The 15,959-nt window shown below is 71.5% G+C and carries 13 protein-coding genes; 10 read left to right on the forward strand and 3 right to left on the reverse strand.

Going from position 1 to position 15,959, the window contains the following annotated elements; translation table 11 throughout:
* Positions 1-279 precede the first annotated feature (279 nt).
* From ABCR83_RS23475 to ABCR83_RS23490, 4 genes are all read left to right on the forward strand, one after another.
* Positions 280-870, forward strand: a complete 591-nt coding sequence (locus tag ABCR83_RS23475; protein ID WP_462697123.1) for a transposase family protein — start codon at positions 280-282, stop codon at positions 868-870.
* Positions 871-1,371: 501 nt separating this feature from the next.
* A complete protein-coding gene (locus ABCR83_RS23480) occupies positions 1,372-2,022 on the forward strand; it encodes a hypothetical protein (protein ID WP_462697124.1) in 651 nt (216 codons plus the stop codon).
* Positions 2,015-2,887 (forward strand): hypothetical protein, encoded by an 873-nt coding sequence (locus tag ABCR83_RS23485; RefSeq protein WP_462697125.1) that lies wholly within the window; start codon positions 2,015-2,017, stop codon positions 2,885-2,887. Before ABCR83_RS23480 ends, ABCR83_RS23485 begins: the two co-directional genes overlap by 8 nt.
* Positions 2,888-3,071: 184 nt before the next feature.
* On the forward strand, positions 3,072-3,980 hold the full coding sequence (locus ABCR83_RS23490; protein ID WP_462697126.1) for a DMT family transporter: 909 nt from the start codon (positions 3,072-3,074) through the stop codon (positions 3,978-3,980).
* Positions 3,981-4,004: 24 nt separating this feature from the next.
* Here the strand turns inward: ABCR83_RS23490 and ABCR83_RS23495 are convergent, their stop codons facing one another.
* Entirely contained in the window at positions 4,005-4,646 is a 642-nt protein-coding gene (locus ABCR83_RS23495) for a MerR family transcriptional regulator (protein ID WP_462697127.1), read from the reverse strand.
* 85 nt (positions 4,647-4,731) lie between these two features.
* Between ABCR83_RS23495 and ABCR83_RS23500 the strand changes: the two genes are divergently transcribed.
* From ABCR83_RS23500 to ABCR83_RS23510, 3 genes are all read left to right on the forward strand, one after another.
* The gene (locus ABCR83_RS23500) at positions 4,732-5,229 is read left to right on the forward strand and encodes a DUF4188 domain-containing protein (RefSeq protein ID WP_462697128.1); all 498 of its coding nucleotides are present in this window, start codon (positions 4,732-4,734) and stop codon (positions 5,227-5,229) included.
* Positions 5,230-5,355: 126 nt separating this feature from the next.
* Positions 5,356-7,206 (forward strand): HSP90 family protein, encoded by a 1,851-nt coding sequence (locus ABCR83_RS23505; RefSeq protein ID WP_462697129.1) that lies wholly within the window; start codon positions 5,356-5,358, stop codon positions 7,204-7,206.
* Positions 7,206-10,118 carry a hypothetical protein gene (locus ABCR83_RS23510; RefSeq protein ID WP_462697130.1) on the forward strand — a complete coding sequence of 971 codons (2,913 nt, stop codon included), beginning with the start codon at positions 7,206-7,208 and terminating at the stop codon, positions 10,116-10,118. The genes ABCR83_RS23505 and ABCR83_RS23510 overlap by 1 nt, the downstream gene beginning before the upstream one ends.
* A 220-nt stretch (positions 10,119-10,338) precedes the next feature.
* Here ABCR83_RS23510 and ABCR83_RS23515 read toward each other — a convergent pair whose 3' ends face one another.
* Positions 10,339-11,493 carry a methyltransferase gene (locus ABCR83_RS23515; RefSeq protein WP_462697131.1) on the reverse strand — a complete coding sequence of 385 codons (1,155 nt, stop codon included), beginning with the start codon at positions 11,491-11,493 and terminating at the stop codon, positions 10,339-10,341.
* A 65-nt stretch (positions 11,494-11,558) separates the two neighbouring features.
* Here ABCR83_RS23515 and ABCR83_RS23520 point away from each other — a divergent pair, with 65 nt between their 5' ends.
* A complete protein-coding gene (locus ABCR83_RS23520) occupies positions 11,559-12,191 on the forward strand; it encodes a LysE family translocator (RefSeq protein ID WP_462697164.1) in 633 nt (210 codons plus the stop codon).
* Positions 12,192-12,212: 21 nt separating this feature from the next.
* Here ABCR83_RS23520 and ABCR83_RS23525 read toward each other — a convergent pair whose 3' ends face one another.
* Positions 12,213-12,884 carry a response regulator transcription factor gene (locus ABCR83_RS23525; protein ID WP_462697132.1) on the reverse strand — a complete coding sequence of 224 codons (672 nt, stop codon included), beginning with the start codon at positions 12,882-12,884 and terminating at the stop codon, positions 12,213-12,215.
* Between the two features lie 219 nt (positions 12,885-13,103).
* On the opposite strand from ABCR83_RS23525, the gene ABCR83_RS23530 reads away from it, so the two are divergent.
* Positions 13,104-14,651, forward strand: coding sequence for a tryptophan halogenase family protein (locus tag ABCR83_RS23530; RefSeq protein ID WP_462697133.1), 1,548 nt, complete (start codon positions 13,104-13,106; stop codon positions 14,649-14,651).
* Positions 14,652-14,655: 4 nt separating this feature from the next.
* Positions 14,656-15,927, forward strand: a complete 1,272-nt coding sequence (locus ABCR83_RS23535; protein WP_462697134.1) for a cation:proton antiporter — start codon at positions 14,656-14,658, stop codon at positions 15,925-15,927.
* Positions 15,928-15,959: the final 32 nt, after the last annotated feature.

A 15,959-nucleotide genomic window follows, 5' to 3' on the forward strand; every position in this document is an offset into this window, starting at 1 on the left:
TTACGCCCTCGTCCGCACCATCATCACCCCTGCGGCACAGGATGAGAAACCTTCATTGAGCTCTTCTGATCACCGCCGGTTCGGGTGACGCGGTGGCCCGTGGCGCAGGAAGCTCCCTGTCGTTGCAGGGGGGCAACCATCCTGCGGAGCGGAGCAAGGAGCTTCGTGATCACCTATTCGTGCCACCCTCGACATTCCCGACGACCTCGTTTCCTGGCGGGCGTTGACCTCCTATGACCAGGCCGTCATGACATTGTCTGGTTCGCCAAGGGCGACCCTTTGCCCAGCTCGCAGCACACTTCGGAGCCTCCACTGATACAGCCTGACGCTACGTCAACGAAGCCGTGGACGCCCTGGCCCAGCTCGCGCCCACGCTGGAACAGGCTATCGCCGCCTCCGGCATGGACCGCTGCCTGCTACTGGAAGGCCAATCTCGGCCCGCTGTACAGCGGCAATCACCACGACCACGGCGTGAATGTCCAGGGCCCGAGCACCACTGACGGCGAACTGGTCTTCCCCGGCGAAGCCCGGCCCGGCTCCACGCACGACCTGAGCGCCGCACGCGCCGACGGCATCATCGAAGCCATCACCGCGGCAGGTGCAGAGACCACTGCCGACTCCGGGTACCAGGGTGCCGGAGGAACCGTCCGCACCCTGGTCAAATGGCCGCCGGACAAGGGAACAACGGCTGGGAGAAGCTGGCCAGCACCGACCACGCCAGACTCCGTGCCGCCGCCGAGCGCCCCTTCGCCGAGCTCAAACGCTGGCGGCGCGTACTGGACCGGCTACGGATCAGTCCGAACCGAGCGCCGATGTCCTGCACGCGTTCTTCCCCTCAACCGGAAGCGATCTTCACTCGCCAGGGCGTAGATCGGAAATGCTCAGTAGTGGCGAGGCCACCGTTGCCTATGATCGCACCGGCTCCGGGCCGGGCCTGGCTCTGGTGCACGGCACGGTGTCGCCCGCGAACAGCCGTCCCCTGGATGGACGCCGAATTCCGTTACCGGACCGAGCTGTTGGACGCGGACGCCCGGCACGAACCCCACTGCTCGCCCGCATGCTGCCGCTGAAGGCCTTCGGCCTGGGGTACTTGGGAGTGCGCAGGCGAGGACCCGGCCCAATGTGTGGCCGGGATCGTCGGCTTCCCGGACCGGCGGCCGGCGGAGGAGCGCGCGGCGCCCGCGTGAACAGCCGTCTCCACAAGGTGAGTTGACCGGTGATGCGCCCCTCCATGTGCGCCGGGGCGTGCACGGACGGCCCGCACACCAACTCACTGGCTACCGTGGGTGACTGGGTGAATGCACTCTGGAATCATCGGAGTTGCACGGTCGCGAAGTGTGGCGCCGGCGCTCCGGGAGGGGAGGGTGTTCCATGCCAACGATCCGACTCGGCCCACCACCGGGACGACCTGATCTCAGGGAGTTCCCCCCGGTTGTCGAGCCCGCGATCCGGGACATCCCCGGCGCCGGCGCCCCACCCTCCCCGGCCGAGCCCGTGACCTGCGAGCGGACGGCCGGGCCCGTCGGCGAGGAGCTGTTGGGCCGGGTCGCCCCGGCGCTGGCGGCCGACGAGCGGATCCGGTCCGCACTGGAGGGCCACCGCAGCGTCATCCTCGGGGTCGGCGCCCGCACCGACGGCAAGAGCCGCACCGCGCCCACCCTGGTCGCCCTGGTCTACGACCACACCGACCGGCACACGCTGGAGATCTCGCTCGAGGACGGAGCACCCCCCGTCATCACCGGAGTGACCACGAGCGCGGCACAGCCGGGCCTGTCCGGCGCCGAGATCGAGCGCGCCACCGAGATCGCCCGGGCCCACCCCGAGGTCGCCCGTCGGCTGACCGCCGACTGTCTGCCCATGGTCCTGCTCACCAGCGATGTCGCCGAGGGCGACGAACACCACGGCCACCGCCGCGCCTATGTGGGATTCGGCCCCGCCGACCGGCGGCTGCCCCGGGTGCGGGTCGTCGTGGACCTCGGTGAGGAGCGGGTGCTGGACCCGGGAGGTGGCGGCGATGAGTGAGTCCGGCCGCATCGCCTGGCCCGCCGACCGGCCCCTGTGGTCCTTCGACTGGCGACTGGCCGACGCGCCGGACGAGGAGGGCATCGTGATCCTCCGCGCCGCGTACCGCGGCCACCAGGTCTTCGCCAAGGCCAGCCTGCCCTCGCTGCGCGTGCAGTACAACGGCCCCTGCGGCCCGTACAAGGACCCCCTGAACTACGACAACTCCCACCCGACCACCCGCTGCCCCCGGGTCCGGGTGTGTGTCTACTCCTACGCCGACCGCGGTGAGCGCGCCCTGAGCCTGGATTCGTACCACACCATCGGCGCCTACCGGCTGACCCACCGCTGGGTCTTCTGGACCAACGGCGTGGTGATGCCCAGGCTCTTCAGTGCGGGCCTGCAGTGTCCCTTCGACCACCGCCATCACACCTACTGGCGCTTCGACTTCGACATCGACGGCGCCCGTCGCGACCTCGCCCTGGAGTACAACTCCTATGCGGCGGACGAGGGCTTCGGCACCGGCTGGCACCCCTTCCCCACCGAGACCAGCCGGGTGAAGAATCCGCACTCCGGCCGCAGCTGGGCCGTGGTCGGCCTGGACAGCGGGCGCGGATACCATCTGCTCCCCGGGCCCAACGACGGCACCGCCGACGCCTTCTCCCACGCCGACCTCTGGCTGCTGCGCCACCACGACAGCGAGGACCGCCACGGCAGGCAGGGCAGCGCCGCCGACGACGGACTCGCCGCCTACCTCAACCGGGAGGACATCAACGGGCAGGACCTGGTGGCCTGGTACTGCGGGCATCTCTTCCACCGGGTCGCCGACGGAGGCCACGACTGGCACGCCGTCGGCCCCTATCTGGTCCCCCTCGGCCCCTGGTGAGAAAGAATTCCCCAAAGAAATCCTTTGAGGTTCTGTCGAAATTCTTTATTCGACTTATGGGGAAAATGTAGGTAGCTTCATCGGTATCCGAAGAGGGCCGCATTTCCTGCCCTCTTCGCTTCTCCGACCGATGGGCGGTACCTCCGTGGCGGGCGAGCGCCAAGCGGCGACTCCTTGGGCATTCATGGCCGCGACAGCAATCCTGTGGGGATCGGCCTTTCCGGCGATTCGCATCGCGCTGAACGGCTATTCCCCGACGGATATGGCGGTGCTGCGCCTGGTGTTCGCCGTGGTGCTGCTGCTCCCCTGTCTCTGCACCGGCCGCATCAGCCGACTGCGGCGCGGCGATTTGCTGCGCATGGCGGGATTCGGGCTGACCGGTATGACCGCCTACCAGTTGCTTCTCTATGCGGGCGAGCGTCATGTCGAGGGCGGAACGGCGGCGATGCTGGTGGCCACCTCCCCGGTATTCGCCACCCTGCTCGGCGTATTGGTGCTGCGGGAACGCCCCGGGGCCTGGGGCGTCGCCGGCCTCGGTGTGGCCCTGTGCGGTGCACTGGTGGTCGCGGTGACCAGCGGAGGCGGCGGCGGATCGCGGCCGGGCATGCTCATGGTCGTGCTTGCGGCGGCCGCCCAGGCGACCTCCTTTATTCTGCAAAAGCCTTTGCTGCGCCGTTATTCGGGCATGGACTGCATTTTCTACGGCAGCCTCTTCGGGCTCCTCCCGCTGCTGCCCTTCGCCCCGGGAGCGGCCGGTCAGGTGGTCGCGGCGGGCTGGCAGCAGAGCGCCGCGGTGCTATGGCTCGGCCTCGGCTGTACGGTCTTCGCCTTCTGCACCTGGTCGCGGGTGCTCAACGCGGCCTCGGCGTCCACCAGTTCCCTTGTCCTCTATGCGGTGCCGGTCGCCGCCCTGGCCCTGGACGCGGTGCTGCTCGGCGCGCTGCCCGCCCCCATGGCGGGCGTCGGAGGCCTGACCGTGCTGGCCGGCGTCGCCCTCGCCGCGGTGCGCCGACCGGCACCCCGGCCGATCCCCCCGAGCGCACCGGAACGGGCGGTGGATCCGGAGCGGGTCCGCACACCGTCCGCCGTCTGAACCGGGCGGCCCATCGGACACGCCCTACAGCCCGTACCGCCGGGCCGACTCCTCCTCCTGGGCCAGCCGGTGCAGCGCCCGCAGCACCGGCTCGAAGAGGATCGCCGCCGCGACGGCGGTCTCCGCCTGCTCCGCCTCGGAGGCATGGCTCTCCATGAAGTCCAGGTCGCGGACGGCCGCTTGGTGCATCAGCCGGGCATACGGTGCCATCAGCTCGGCGTCCCAGGGGTAGCCGAGCCGGATGAGCGTGGCCACCGCCACCACCAGCGAACGGTGGTCGGGGGCCAGATCGCCCAGTTCCCGGGCGGTCGACCAGCCCAGGGTGTGCAACAGCCGGTCCACCTCGCGGCGGGCCATGGCCACGGACTCGTCCCCGTCGTCCGGATCGGGTCCCTGCTGCAGCGCCCACAGCGCCGCGCCGAGGCGGATCGTCCGGCCCAGCGATTCGTCGTCGATGTGCCCCAGCACCTCCTTGGCCGTGGCCACCGGGAGCCGGCCGACCTCGATCAGCGCGCGCACCAGCCGCAGTCGGCGCAGATGGCGCTCGTCGTAGTCGGCCGTCGTCGCACCGATCCGACGGCCCGGCGCCAACATCCCTTCCCGCAGGTAGTACTTGATCGTCGCGGTGGAGACGCCACTCCGTTCGCTCAACTCCGTCAGCCGCATCCCTTGTGCCCCTCCTCGGATAACGCCATTATCCAAGCATCGCCCATGGATAACTCCGTTATCCAACAAGTGCTTTGGAGGCAGCATGTCCGCCAAACCGATCCCGGGCCGCACCACCGCAGCCGCCGAAGGAGACGTGGTGGTGCTGCTGCTCGGAATGCGCATCAACCACTTCTGGGCGGTGCACCACTGGGTACCGGTGCTGCTGGCCATGCCGCGCCTGCTCCGCGAACTGGCCAAGGACGGGAGCCGGGGGCTGCTCGGGCACATTCTGCTGACCGGATCGCCGCGTACGTACTACGTGCTCCAGTACTGGGAGTCCAAGGAGAAGCTCTACGCATACGCCTCGGCACCGGACATGCTCCATCACCGGGTGCAGGCGATCATCAACCGCAAGGAGCGCAAGGGCAAGCTGCGTCAGCATGTGGGGATCTGGCACGAGGCGTACATCGTGCCCGAGGGATCGTATGAATCGATCTACGCCGAGATGCCGCCCTCCGGGCTGGCCGCGGCCACCGGGGTGCTGCCCGTCGAGAGCCGCGGCCGGCGTGCGGCCGACCGCTTCGCGCACCGGAGCGGCTGACCGCGTACGCCTCCCGGTCCCGGGGTTTTGCGGGTGCGACACAGGCGGCCGCCATGATAATCATTCTTTTCCAGGGGGTGGTGGTTCCACGGCCCTGCAGAGCCGTCGACCGAGAGAGTTCCCCAGGTGTCCCACCCCCAGACAGTCCACACCTTCCAGGTCGACCTGCGTGGCCTGGTGGACCTGCTGTCCCGCCACCTCTACTCCAGCCCCCGGGTCTATCTGCGGGAGCTGCTGCAGAACGCGGTCGACGCGGTCACCGCACGCCAGGCCGCGGCCCCCGGCTCCCCGGCCCGCATCACCGTGCGCACCGGCGACACCCTCACCGTGACCGACACCGGCATCGGCCTGACCGAAGCCGACGTCCACACCTTCCTCGCCACCATCGGCCGCAGCTCCAAGCGCGTCACCGACGGAGTCCTGGACGGCACCGGACTCGACGCGACGCGCGGGGACTTCATCGGCCAGTTCGGCATCGGGCTGCTCGCCTGCTTCGTGGTGGCCGACGACATCACCGTCATCAGCCGGTCCGCGACCGACCCCGGGGCACCCACCGTGGAATGGCAAGGAAGCTCCGACGGCCGCTACACCATCCGGACCCTGCCCGCCGACACCCTGCCCGAGCCCGGCACCACCGTACGGCTCACCCCGCGCCCCGACAGCGGCGAATGGACCCGGCCCGGCCAAGTGGCCGCCCTGGCCCGGCACTACGGCAGCCTGCTGCGCCACGAGGTCACCATCGTCGACCCGCACGGCGGCACCACCCGGATCAACGAGGCCCCGCCCTGGGAGGCCCGCCACCCCTCGCCGCTCGCCCGCACCGAGGCACTGGCCCGGTACTGCGACGCCACCTTCGGCTTCACCCCCCTGGACACCATCGACCTCGACCTGCCGGCCGCGGGCCTGCGCGGCGTCGGCTACGTACTGCCCACCCCCGTCAACCCCTCCCGGCACACCGGCCACCGGGTGCACCTCAAGGGCATGCTGCTGTCCGACCAGGCGACCGAACTCCTGCCGGAATGGGCGTTCTTCGTCCGCTGTGTCGTCGACACCCCGAGCCTGCGCCCGACCGCCTCCCGCGAAGGGCTCTACGAGGACGAGACCCTGGCCGCGATCCGCGACGCCCTCGGCGCACGCATCCGCGACTGGCTCACCGGCCTCGCCGCCAGCGACCCCAACCTCCTGCACCGCTTCATCACCATCCACCACCTCGCCGTCAAGGCACTCGCCCGCTACGACGACGAGCTGCTGCGCATGCTGCTGCCCTGGCTGCCGTTCGAGACCACCGACGGCAACATCACCCTGGAAGAGTTCACCCGGACCCACCCCACCGTCCTGGTCACCCGCAGCGTCGAGGAGTTCCGGCAGGTCGCGCCCATCGCCGCCGCCGCGGGCCTGGGCGTGATCAACGGCGGCTACACCTACGACCGGGACCTGGTGCACCGGCTGCCGGAGATCCGCCCCGGCACCAGCGTCACCGACCTGGACCCCGACACGGTCACCGCGCACCTGGACCCCGTCGACCCCGCCGCCGAACTCTCCGCCGCCGCCTTCCTGGCCACGGCCCGCGAGGCGATCGGCCAGTACGACTGCGACGTCGTCCTGCGCAGCTTCCAGCCGGTCACCGCCCCCGCGCTGCTGCTGGACAACCGGGAGGCCCGCCATGAGCGGACCCGGGCCGAACTTGCCGGCCAGAGCGATGGACTGTGGGCCGACATCCTCGGCTCCCTGCGGGCCGAGACCCCCCGCGCCCAACTGGTCCTCAACCACCTCAACCCGCTGGTGCGCCGCGCCGCGACGATCACCGAACGCGGGCTCGCCGTCACCGCCGCCGAGGCGCTCTACGGACAGGCGCTGCTGCTGACCCGGCGCCCGCTGCGCGCCGCCGAGAGCGCCTTGCTCAACCGGGCCTTCATCGGCCTGCTCACCCACGCCATGCACGACCAGGGCGCCACCGGGCCCCGGAAGGACGCGTAATGCTGCAGACCCCGGACGCCGTGCTCGAAGCGCTGCGCGAGAACGCCGAGCGGCCGTACGGACCGCAGCGCACCGTCGCCGCCGAGGAACTGGTCGAGGCGGCCGAGCAGTTGCCCGAGCCCGGCCTGCTGGTCACCGCGCTGCTGGAGCTGATGTCCGCCTATGAGTTCACCGGCGAGTATCGCAAGTCGCCGGTGGTGTTCGCCCGCGTCCTCCAGCTGCAGGACACCGCCCCGGAGAGCTTCGACGACTGGGAGGCCCGCCAGGTCCTGTGGCGCTTCAAGTGGGTGACCACCTCGCTGCTGCAGGTACCGGACGTCCCGCTGACCGCGATCAACGGGTGGATCGACCAGATGCGCGACCGCTACCGCGCCGCGGGCCACGGACAGCAGCCGGTGGCCGCGATGCGCTACGAGGTCGCCGCCCACACCGGCACCAACGCCCGCGCCGACTTCGAGGCCTGGACCACCCAGCCCCGCACGGAGCTGAGCGACTGCCACGCCTGCGAGATCCGCCACCGCGCCCTGCACCACGTGCGCACCGGCGACGACCGGCAGGCGCTGCAGACCTGGCGGCCAGTCTTCGAGGGCGAGGCCACCTGCCGGGAGGAGCCCGGCATCAGCCAGGCCCATGTGCTGCTGCCGCTGCTGCGGCAGGGACGGGCCGACGAGGCCCGTTCCCACCACCTGTCCGGTTACCGCGCCGCCCGGGGCAAGACCGGCATGGCGGAGGAGATCGGCCTGCATCTGGAATTCTGCGCGCTGACCCGCAACGAGGGCCGCGGGCTGGAGATCCTGGCGGAGAACCGGGCGCTGTTCGAAGCCACCGGTGCCCCGTGGTCCCACCTCTCCTTCCTCACCGGCGTCGAGGCACTGATGCACCGGCTCGTCGAGGACGGGCATGCCGCGACGGCCGTTCCCGGCCCGATCGGCCGCGCCTGGACCGCCCGGGAACTGTTCGCCCACGCCGCCACCGAGGCCGGACCACTGGCCGAGGCCTTCGACACGCGCAACGGCACCACCGAGGTCGGCGACCGGCGGCGCGAGCGGCTGGCCCGGCGACCCCTGACGGCCGAGCCGCTGCCCCTCGGACTGCGGGCCACCACCGTCCCCGGCACGCCCGCGCCGGCCCTCCGGCCGCCCGTCCCCGAGGACTTGGCGACCCTGGTCGCCCGGGCCCGGAGCATGGCGGCCGAAGGACACCCGGGCGACACCGCCCTGTGGAAGCGGATCGCCGAGCGGGTCGGTGCCCCGGACTACGTCCATGACCCCGCACTGGGACCCTGGGACCGTCTCCGGGCGGAACTGGCCGAGGAACGCGCCTTTGCCGCCTCCCACCAGGACCGGCCCGCCGAGGAACGGGCCGCGATGGCCGAGGCCGCCAAGCTGTTCGAGGGCATCGGCATGCCCTGGCACGCGGTGGCCGCCCGGGCCCGCGCGGCCTGCCCGTCCGGCACCTCCCTCGATGAGCCCACCGCCCAGGCCGTGCACTGGGACGCCCTGGACGCGGCCCTGCGCGATGCGCAACGGCTGCTGGCGGCCGGCACGCCCGACGAGGCCCCTGCCACCGCCGCCCAGAAGTACCTGGTGGTGCTGCAGTGCCAGGTGCACGCCGCGAACAGCGAGGTCATGCGGGACCTGGCGGACATCTCCCCGGCCGCCCGGGAACGGTTCGACACCCTGGCCCGGACCCTGCTGGCCGAGGCGGACCGGCTCGGCGTGCCCCACCAGCGCTCCGTCGCCCACCAGTACCGGGCGGGCGTCGCGGCCGGCACCGGCCAACTCGACGAGGCCGCCGCACATCTGCGGCAGGCGCTGGACGCCCTGCAGGCCGCGGACCAGCCCTGGCGGACCCCACGGCCGCAAGGCCTACTGGCCCAGGTCCGGCTGCAACAGGGCCGGGCCGAAGAGGCCGTGCCCCTGCTGCAGCAGGCACTGGCCACCGTCGCGCACTACGACGACGCCTTCTACCCCGTGACCGCCACCCTCGGGCTGCTCGGCCACGCCTGCGCCCATGCCGGAGACCTCTCCGGCGCCGTCCGCCACCTCTCCGAAGCCGCGGCCCGGCTCGACAAGGAGGGCAATGCCAACGGGGCGGCGGAGCTCCGGCTCGAACTCGCCGATGCCCTCACCCGGTCCGGGCAACGGACCGATGCTGTCGCGGTGTTGGAGTCCCTGCTGCCGGACGACGCGGCCACCGCCCTCAACCCCCGGCTCGCCGCCCAGATCCGGCTCGACCTCGGGCGCGGGCTGACCGAACTGGAGGAACACCGGGCAGCCGCCGAGGAGTTCCTGCGCCTGGCCGGCACCGTGGCCGCCTGGGAGGACGGGGGCGGGGCCGTCCTCACCCTGGCCGCCGCCGAGGCAGCCGTTGCGCTGGCCCGGGCGGGCCGCTGGGACGCCGCCCGGTCCGCATGCGAACAGGCCACCGTGGCACACCGGGACGCGCCCAACCCCGGCCCGGTCGCCCATATGATGCGTGAGCTCGCGAGCCTGACGATGGCTCAGCGGGGCCCCGAAGGCCTGGAGACGGCCCTGGAGCATCTCGCCGCCTGCGACGCGGTACGGGCCGCGGTGCCCGACGGCGCCGACTTTGTCCACTGGTACCAGGCCGGGGCCACCCACTACGAGCGGGCCCGCGCCCTCGCCGGGGCCGAGCGCTTCGCCGGGGCACTCGCGGAGATGGAACGGGCCATATCCGCGTATGAGCCGGGCGGGCCGCCCGCCGAGGCACCCCGCGCGGAGGCGGTGCGCGTCGCCGCGCTCATCGAGGGCGACGCACTGGGCGCGCGCGAGGCGGCGGCCGCCCGGCTCACCGCGGCGATCGCCCGCTGTGAGCGGGCCGGGCTGCCCGATGCGGCCGAGATCCTCGCGAACGTCCGTGAACGGATGGGTGCGGAGGGGGAGGGGTAGGGTTTTGTGCCCCGGTCCCGCCCTTTCACCGTTTCCTGGGGCTTCGCCCCAAACCCGCAGCACGCTGCGCGTGCTGTCCTCAAACGCCGGACGGGCTGAAATCAGCCCGTCCGGCGTTTGAGGACAATGCGGCGGAGCCGCATTGCGGGGGCCCGGGGGCCTGCCCCCGGAAGAAACGGTGAAAGGGCGGGACCGGGGCACAAAACCCCTCACAGCACCCTCACCGTTTGACGGACCGCAGCACCACGAACTTGGGGTCGCTCGCGACAACCGCACAGTTGCCAAAGAGCCTGCGGAGTTTCGCGTGATAGCCCAGATGCCGGTTGCCGATGACCCATAGCTCGCCCCCCTGGCGCAGCACCCGGCGTGCGCCGGTGAACATGCGCCAGGCCGTGGCGTCGGTCGTCGCCTGATGGGTGTGGAACGGCGGGTTGTTGAGCACCAGGTCCACTGTGCCGTCCGGTACCGCGGCCAGACCGTCGCCCACCAGGAACTCGGCCTTGGCCCCCGTGGTGACATTGGCTGCGAACGTGGCCTGGGCCGATGCCACCGCCTGGTGGGACTCGTCGATGAACACCGTCTCGGCCCGGGAGTTGGCCAGCGCCGCGGCCGTTCCGACGACTCCATTGCCGCAGCCGAGGTCCACCACCCGTTCGGGACCGTGGCGCTGCGGCAGGTGGTGCAGGAAGAACCGGGTGCCGATGTCGAGACGGTCGGCGCAGAAGATTCCCGCGTGGTTGACGACAGTCAGGCCCGCCGCGGCCCCGGCGTCGGCGGGCAGTGCGTAGCGGTGCGGCCAGGGGTTGGCACCCCGGACGAGGCCGGGGTCCGGCGTGCAGAAGACGAGCCGTGCCTTCTTGACCGCCAGTGAGGTCCGGGTCGGACCGAGGAGCTGTTCGAACAGCTTGAGCGTCGAGGTGTGGATCTCGGTGACCTTGCCGGCACCCACCACAACGGTGCCGGAGTGCACCCGGGGCGCGAGCCGGTGCAGTTGGTCCTCCAGGAGCGCGAGGCTCTTGGGCACCCGGATCAGCAGCACGTCGATCCCCTCCGGCGGGGCGTCCCGGGTGGACACCAGCCGCACGGCGTCCGCCGGGAACCCGTTGCGCGCCAGGTTCGCCCGGGTCGCCTGCTGGGCCAGGAAGGAGTCGCTGATCTGCACGGGGCGGTGTCCGGCGAGCGCCGTCGCCAGGGCACCCCATCGGTCGCCCACGACGGCCACGGTGCCCGACAGGCCGATGGGCTCGCCGTCGATTCCCCCGAGGTGCCGCAGCAGATACTCGTCGGCGGCGTCCCAGGCGCGCAGCCGGTCACGGGGGTCCTCGGGAAAGCGGGTGAGATCGAGGTCACCCCAGGAGGTGGAGAATCGGTTCATTGTGCCCTCAGGCTAACGGCTCGACGGTGTTCCCGAGCACACCCGGTGGATACCCTGAGCCGGTGATGGAATGGGATCGGCTCGCCGTCTTCGTGACCGTGGTGGCCACGCTGATCGCCGTGCCGGGGCCGAGCGTCCTGTTCGTGGTCAGCCGCGGAGTCGCGCTGGGGCGACGGGCCGCGGTGGCCACGGCGGTGGGAAACGAGGCGGGCCTGGTGGTGCAGGTCGTCCTGGTGGCGTTTGGACTGGGCGACATCGTCGAACGTTCACTGCTGGTCTTCTCGGTGCTGAAGTTCGCCGGTGCCCTCTTCCTCGTCTATCTGGGCGTCCAGGCCTGGCGGCACCGAAAACACCTGGCGGTCGGCCAGGCGGCGGACCAGCGGCCGGCCACCTCACGCCGGCTCCTGCGGGAGGGCTTTGTGGTCGGCGTCAGCAACCCCAAGGGGCTGCTGATCTTCACGGCCGTGCTGCCGCAGTTCGTGGACCCGGACGGGGGCAGCGTTCCGGTACAGCTCCTGCTGCTGGGGATGATCTGCGTGTCGATCGCCCTGGTCTCCGACGCGTCCTGGGGTCTGCTCGCCGGGACGGCCCGCAACTGGCTGGGCGCCTCGCCCCGTCGCCTTTCCGTGATCGGCGGGGCGGCGGGGGTGGTGATGATCGGTCTGGGCGTCCACCTGGCGCTGTCCGGCCGCGACTGACCTGGGCCGCCGCCCATGCGCTCAACCGGCCATCGCCGTCCGGTTGATGCCCAGTTCATAGGCGACCGCCACCGCGCTGGCCCGGTTGCGCAGACCGAGCTTGACCAGCAGATTCTGGACGTGGGTCTTGACGGTGCTCTCGCTGACCACCAACTCATGGGCGATCTCCGCGTTCTTCATCCCCCGCGCCATCAACTGGAGCACCTGGCGCTCGCGTTGGGTGAGCAGGTCCAGCGCCTCCCGGTGGGCGGTCCGGACCTGCTGTGCACCGGGCGGCCGGCCGAGGCCCGGTGCACAGATCCGGTACCCCCGGGCCATGAGCCGCAGGGCGGACACCAGATGGGCCGGTGCCTCCCAGGCCAGCAGCACGCCCCCGGCACCCAGCTTGCTCGCCTCCAGACAGACGGCATCGTCAAGGTCATTGGTCAGCAACAGGATTCGGGAGGCACCGGTCTCGGAGTAGTGGGCCGCCCGGTGGATCAGGTGGACGATGTCGAGGGAACGGCAGGAGGAGTTGACGACGAGCGCGTCCAAGGAGGAGTCCAGACAGGCCTCCAGCGCCGTGGAGCCGTCCCGCGCACTGCCCACCAGACGCAGATCCGGATGGTCCCGAAACGTATCCAGCAGCCCGGCGTGGACCAGAGCACAGTCGTCGATCAGGAAGACGCGTAAGGAACCGGGACTGTCCTCCATGGGGCTCCCCTCCCGGAGTCGGCCGGACCGGACGAACGGACCATCAGCATCCTCCCGCGCACCATCTCCCCTGGCGGCACTGAATTCCGCCACATCCTGCCGGCACATTCCCCACATCCACCGGCCAGTTCGGCCTAGTCCCTTCGGCGCGCGGCCCCGCCGGGATCCGTCAGATCTGCCGAGGGCGCCGCACCGGGTCCGAACCTAGGGTCAAGGACCATGACACAGAGCGTGATGATCCTGGGCGGCGGGACGGCCGGCTGGATGACCGCCTCCTACCTGCGGGCGGCATTTGGCGACAGCGTCGACGTCACGGTCGTGGAATCCCGCCGGATCGGCACCATCGGAGTGGGGGAGGCCACCTTCAGCACGGTCCGGCACTTCTTCGACTACCTCGGCCTCGACGAGACCGACTGGATGCCGGAGTGCAACGGCACCTACAAACTGGCGGTGCGGCTGGAGAACTGGCGGGCACCGGGAGAACACTTCTACCATCCGTTCGAACGCATGCGGATCGTGGACGGAGTGCCCCTCACCGACTGGTGGCAACGGATCGGCCCGACCGGCCACTTCGACCGGGACTGCTTCCTGATCCCCTGGCTCTGCGACGCCAAGTTGTCTCCCCGCCATCTTGACGGCAGGCTCTTCGAGCAGGACTTCGCCGAAGACCCCCACCGCCCCCTCTACCGCACCACCCTGGCCGAGCAGAACACCCAGTTCCCCTACGCCTACCACTTCGACGCCTCCCTCCTCGCCGACTTCCTCACCCGCTACGCCGTCAAGCGCGGCGCCCACCGGATCGTCGACGACGTCGTGGACGTCCGGCTCGACGAACAGGGCCGGATCGACCACCTGGTGACCGCCGGGCACGGACAGCTGCGGGCCGGCCTCTATGTGGACTGCTCCGGCTTCCGCAGCCGCCTGCTCGGCCAGGCCCTGGACGAGCCGTTCATCTCCTTCCAGGACTCCCTGCCCAACGACCGCGCGGTGGCCCTGCGCGTCCCGGCCGACACCGCCCGGGACGGCATCCGGCCCTGCACCACGGCCACCGCCCAGGACGCCGGATGGATCTGGACGATCCCCCTGTACGACCGGATCGGCACCGGATACGTCTACGCCGGGGACTACTGCGAACCGCAGGAGGCCGAACGGGTGCTGCGCCGCTTCATCGGCCCTGCGGCCGAAGGACTGGAGGCCAACCACATCCGCATGCGCATCGGCCGCAGCCGACGGGCCTGGGTCCACAACTGCGTGGGCATCGGACTGTCCGCCGGCTTTGTGGAACCCCTGCAGTCCACCGGCATCTTCCTCATCCAGCATGCGATCGAACAGCTCGTCAGATACTTCCCCGGCCGGGACCGCAACCAGGCGCTGCGCGACGGCTACAACCTCGGCACCGCAAGGGCCATCGAGGGAGTGCGCGAGTTCCTGGTCCTGCACTACCGGGGCGCCGCCCGCGCGGACAACGACTACTGGCGGGATGCCAAGAACCGCCCCTTGCCCGAGGGCATGGCACAGCGCCTGGCACAGTGGCAGAGCAAACTCCCCGACAACGACACCACTTACCCCTACTACCACGCCTTTGAGCCCTACTCCTATGTGTGCATGACCCTGGGGCTCGGCGGCATTCCGCTGCGCCATCCGCCGGCCCTGGACCTGCTGGACCCCGGCCGCGCCCGGCGCGAGCTGGACCGGGTGCGCGAGCAGGCGCGGACCCTGGTGGACACGCTGCCCGGCCAGGCGGAGTACCTCGCCGGGATGCACTGACGTGGTGACCGTGCTCCATGCCGCGGTGGTGCTGGCCGTCGCGCTCGTGGCGGCCCGGCTGGCCGGCGGCGCGGCCCGCTGGGTGCGCCAGCCGCCGGTGATCGGGGAGATCGCCTTCGGCCTGGTGCTCGTCCCCGCCCTGTCGGCGGTGGCCGGACGCGGCGTCACCACAACGCTGCTGCCCGAGGCGGTGCGGGACCACCTGCACACGGCCGGGGTGGCCGGTCTCGCGCTGTACCTCACCGGCGCCGGGCACACCGCCCGGCCGCGCCGCAGCGAGGTGACACCCCGCTCGTACGCCTGGCTGCTGGCGGGCTCCCTGCTGCCCGGGCTGGCGGCGGGGGCCCTGCTGGCCTGTTGGGTGGTGTGGCGGGACGCCCCCGGAGAACGGGGGGACGCACCCGCCGCGGCCCTGGTGTTGCTGCTCGCCGCGGCGCTCGCGGTGACCGCGGTGCCGGTACTGGTCCGGGTGCTGACCGACCGGGGCCTGCTGGACTCGCCCGAGGGACGGTTGTCCGTCCTCACCGCGGTGTCCATCGACGCCCTGACCTGGCTGTTCCTGGCCGCCGCGCTGGCCGTGGCGGCCGGCGGCGGCCAACGGCTCGGGCAGGCGGTCGCCGTGATCCTCGGCGGCGCCGCGGCCGCCCGGGCGGCCCGGGCGGTGCTGGGCCGGCCGGGCGTGGGCGCCTGGTGCGCGCGCCGGCCGATCGCCGCCACGGTCCTGCTGGGCTCGGTGGCGGTGGCCGCCGCCACCGCCACCGAGCGCGCCGGACTCACCGCGATCTACGGTGCCGTGCTGGTCGGCCTGGCGGTGCCCGAGGACGGCACCCGGGGGCACCGAACCCGTGTGGTGCACCGGGTGGCGGGCCTCGGCCTGCTGCTGGTTCCGGCGTTCTTCGTGACCACCGGGCTCGCCACGGCCATCGACGGGCCGGCCGGGTTCTCCGGGGTGACCATGCTCCTGACGCTGCTGCTCGCGGCCGCGGCCAAACTGGCGGGCGGCTACGCCGGAGCACATGCCGCCCGGCTGCCCACCCGGGCGGCCCTGCGCTTCGGCGTACTGATGAACACCCGGGGCCTGACCGAGATCGCCGTGCTCCAGGCCGGGGTGTCGGCGGGGATCCTCACCCCGGGGCTCTTCCTGGTACTGGCGCTGATGGCACTGGTCACCACCGCCGCCACCGGGCCGCTGCTGTCACTGGTGGAGCGCCGGTGCCCGGCCCCCGCCGGCAGCGTGGCGGCCCCCTTGACGGACAGCCGAGCCGACGAGGAGTGAGATGTTCCCAACCCGGCGGACGGCGGCTTTGT

This window comes from Streptomyces xingningensis (assembly GCF_054957865.1).

Excerpts from the sequence above, each read along its gene's own strand:
- ABCR83_RS23480 (WP_462697124.1), top strand. The coding sequence starts at position 1,372 with ATGCCAACGATCCGACTCGGCCCACCACCGGGACGACCTGATCTCAGG.
- ABCR83_RS23485 (WP_462697125.1), top strand. The coding sequence starts at position 2,015 with ATGAGTGAGTCCGGCCGCATCGCCTGGCCCGCCGACCGGCCCCTGTGG.
- ABCR83_RS23490 (WP_462697126.1), top strand. The coding sequence starts at position 3,072 with ATGGCCGCGACAGCAATCCTGTGGGGATCGGCCTTTCCGGCGATTCGC.
- ABCR83_RS23495 (WP_462697127.1), bottom strand. The coding sequence starts at position 4,646 with ATGCGGCTGACGGAGTTGAGCGAACGGAGTGGCGTCTCCACCGCGACG.
- ABCR83_RS23500 (WP_462697128.1), top strand. The coding sequence starts at position 4,732 with ATGTCCGCCAAACCGATCCCGGGCCGCACCACCGCAGCCGCCGAAGGA.
- ABCR83_RS23510 (WP_462697130.1), top strand. The coding sequence starts at position 7,206 with ATGCTGCAGACCCCGGACGCCGTGCTCGAAGCGCTGCGCGAGAACGCC.
- ABCR83_RS23515 (WP_462697131.1), bottom strand. The coding sequence starts at position 11,493 with ATGAACCGATTCTCCACCTCCTGGGGTGACCTCGATCTCACCCGCTTT.
- ABCR83_RS23520 (WP_462697164.1), top strand. The coding sequence starts at position 11,559 with ATGGAATGGGATCGGCTCGCCGTCTTCGTGACCGTGGTGGCCACGCTG.
- ABCR83_RS23525 (WP_462697132.1), bottom strand. The coding sequence starts at position 12,884 with ATGGAGGACAGTCCCGGTTCCTTACGCGTCTTCCTGATCGACGACTGT.
- ABCR83_RS23530 (WP_462697133.1), top strand. The coding sequence starts at position 13,104 with ATGACACAGAGCGTGATGATCCTGGGCGGCGGGACGGCCGGCTGGATG.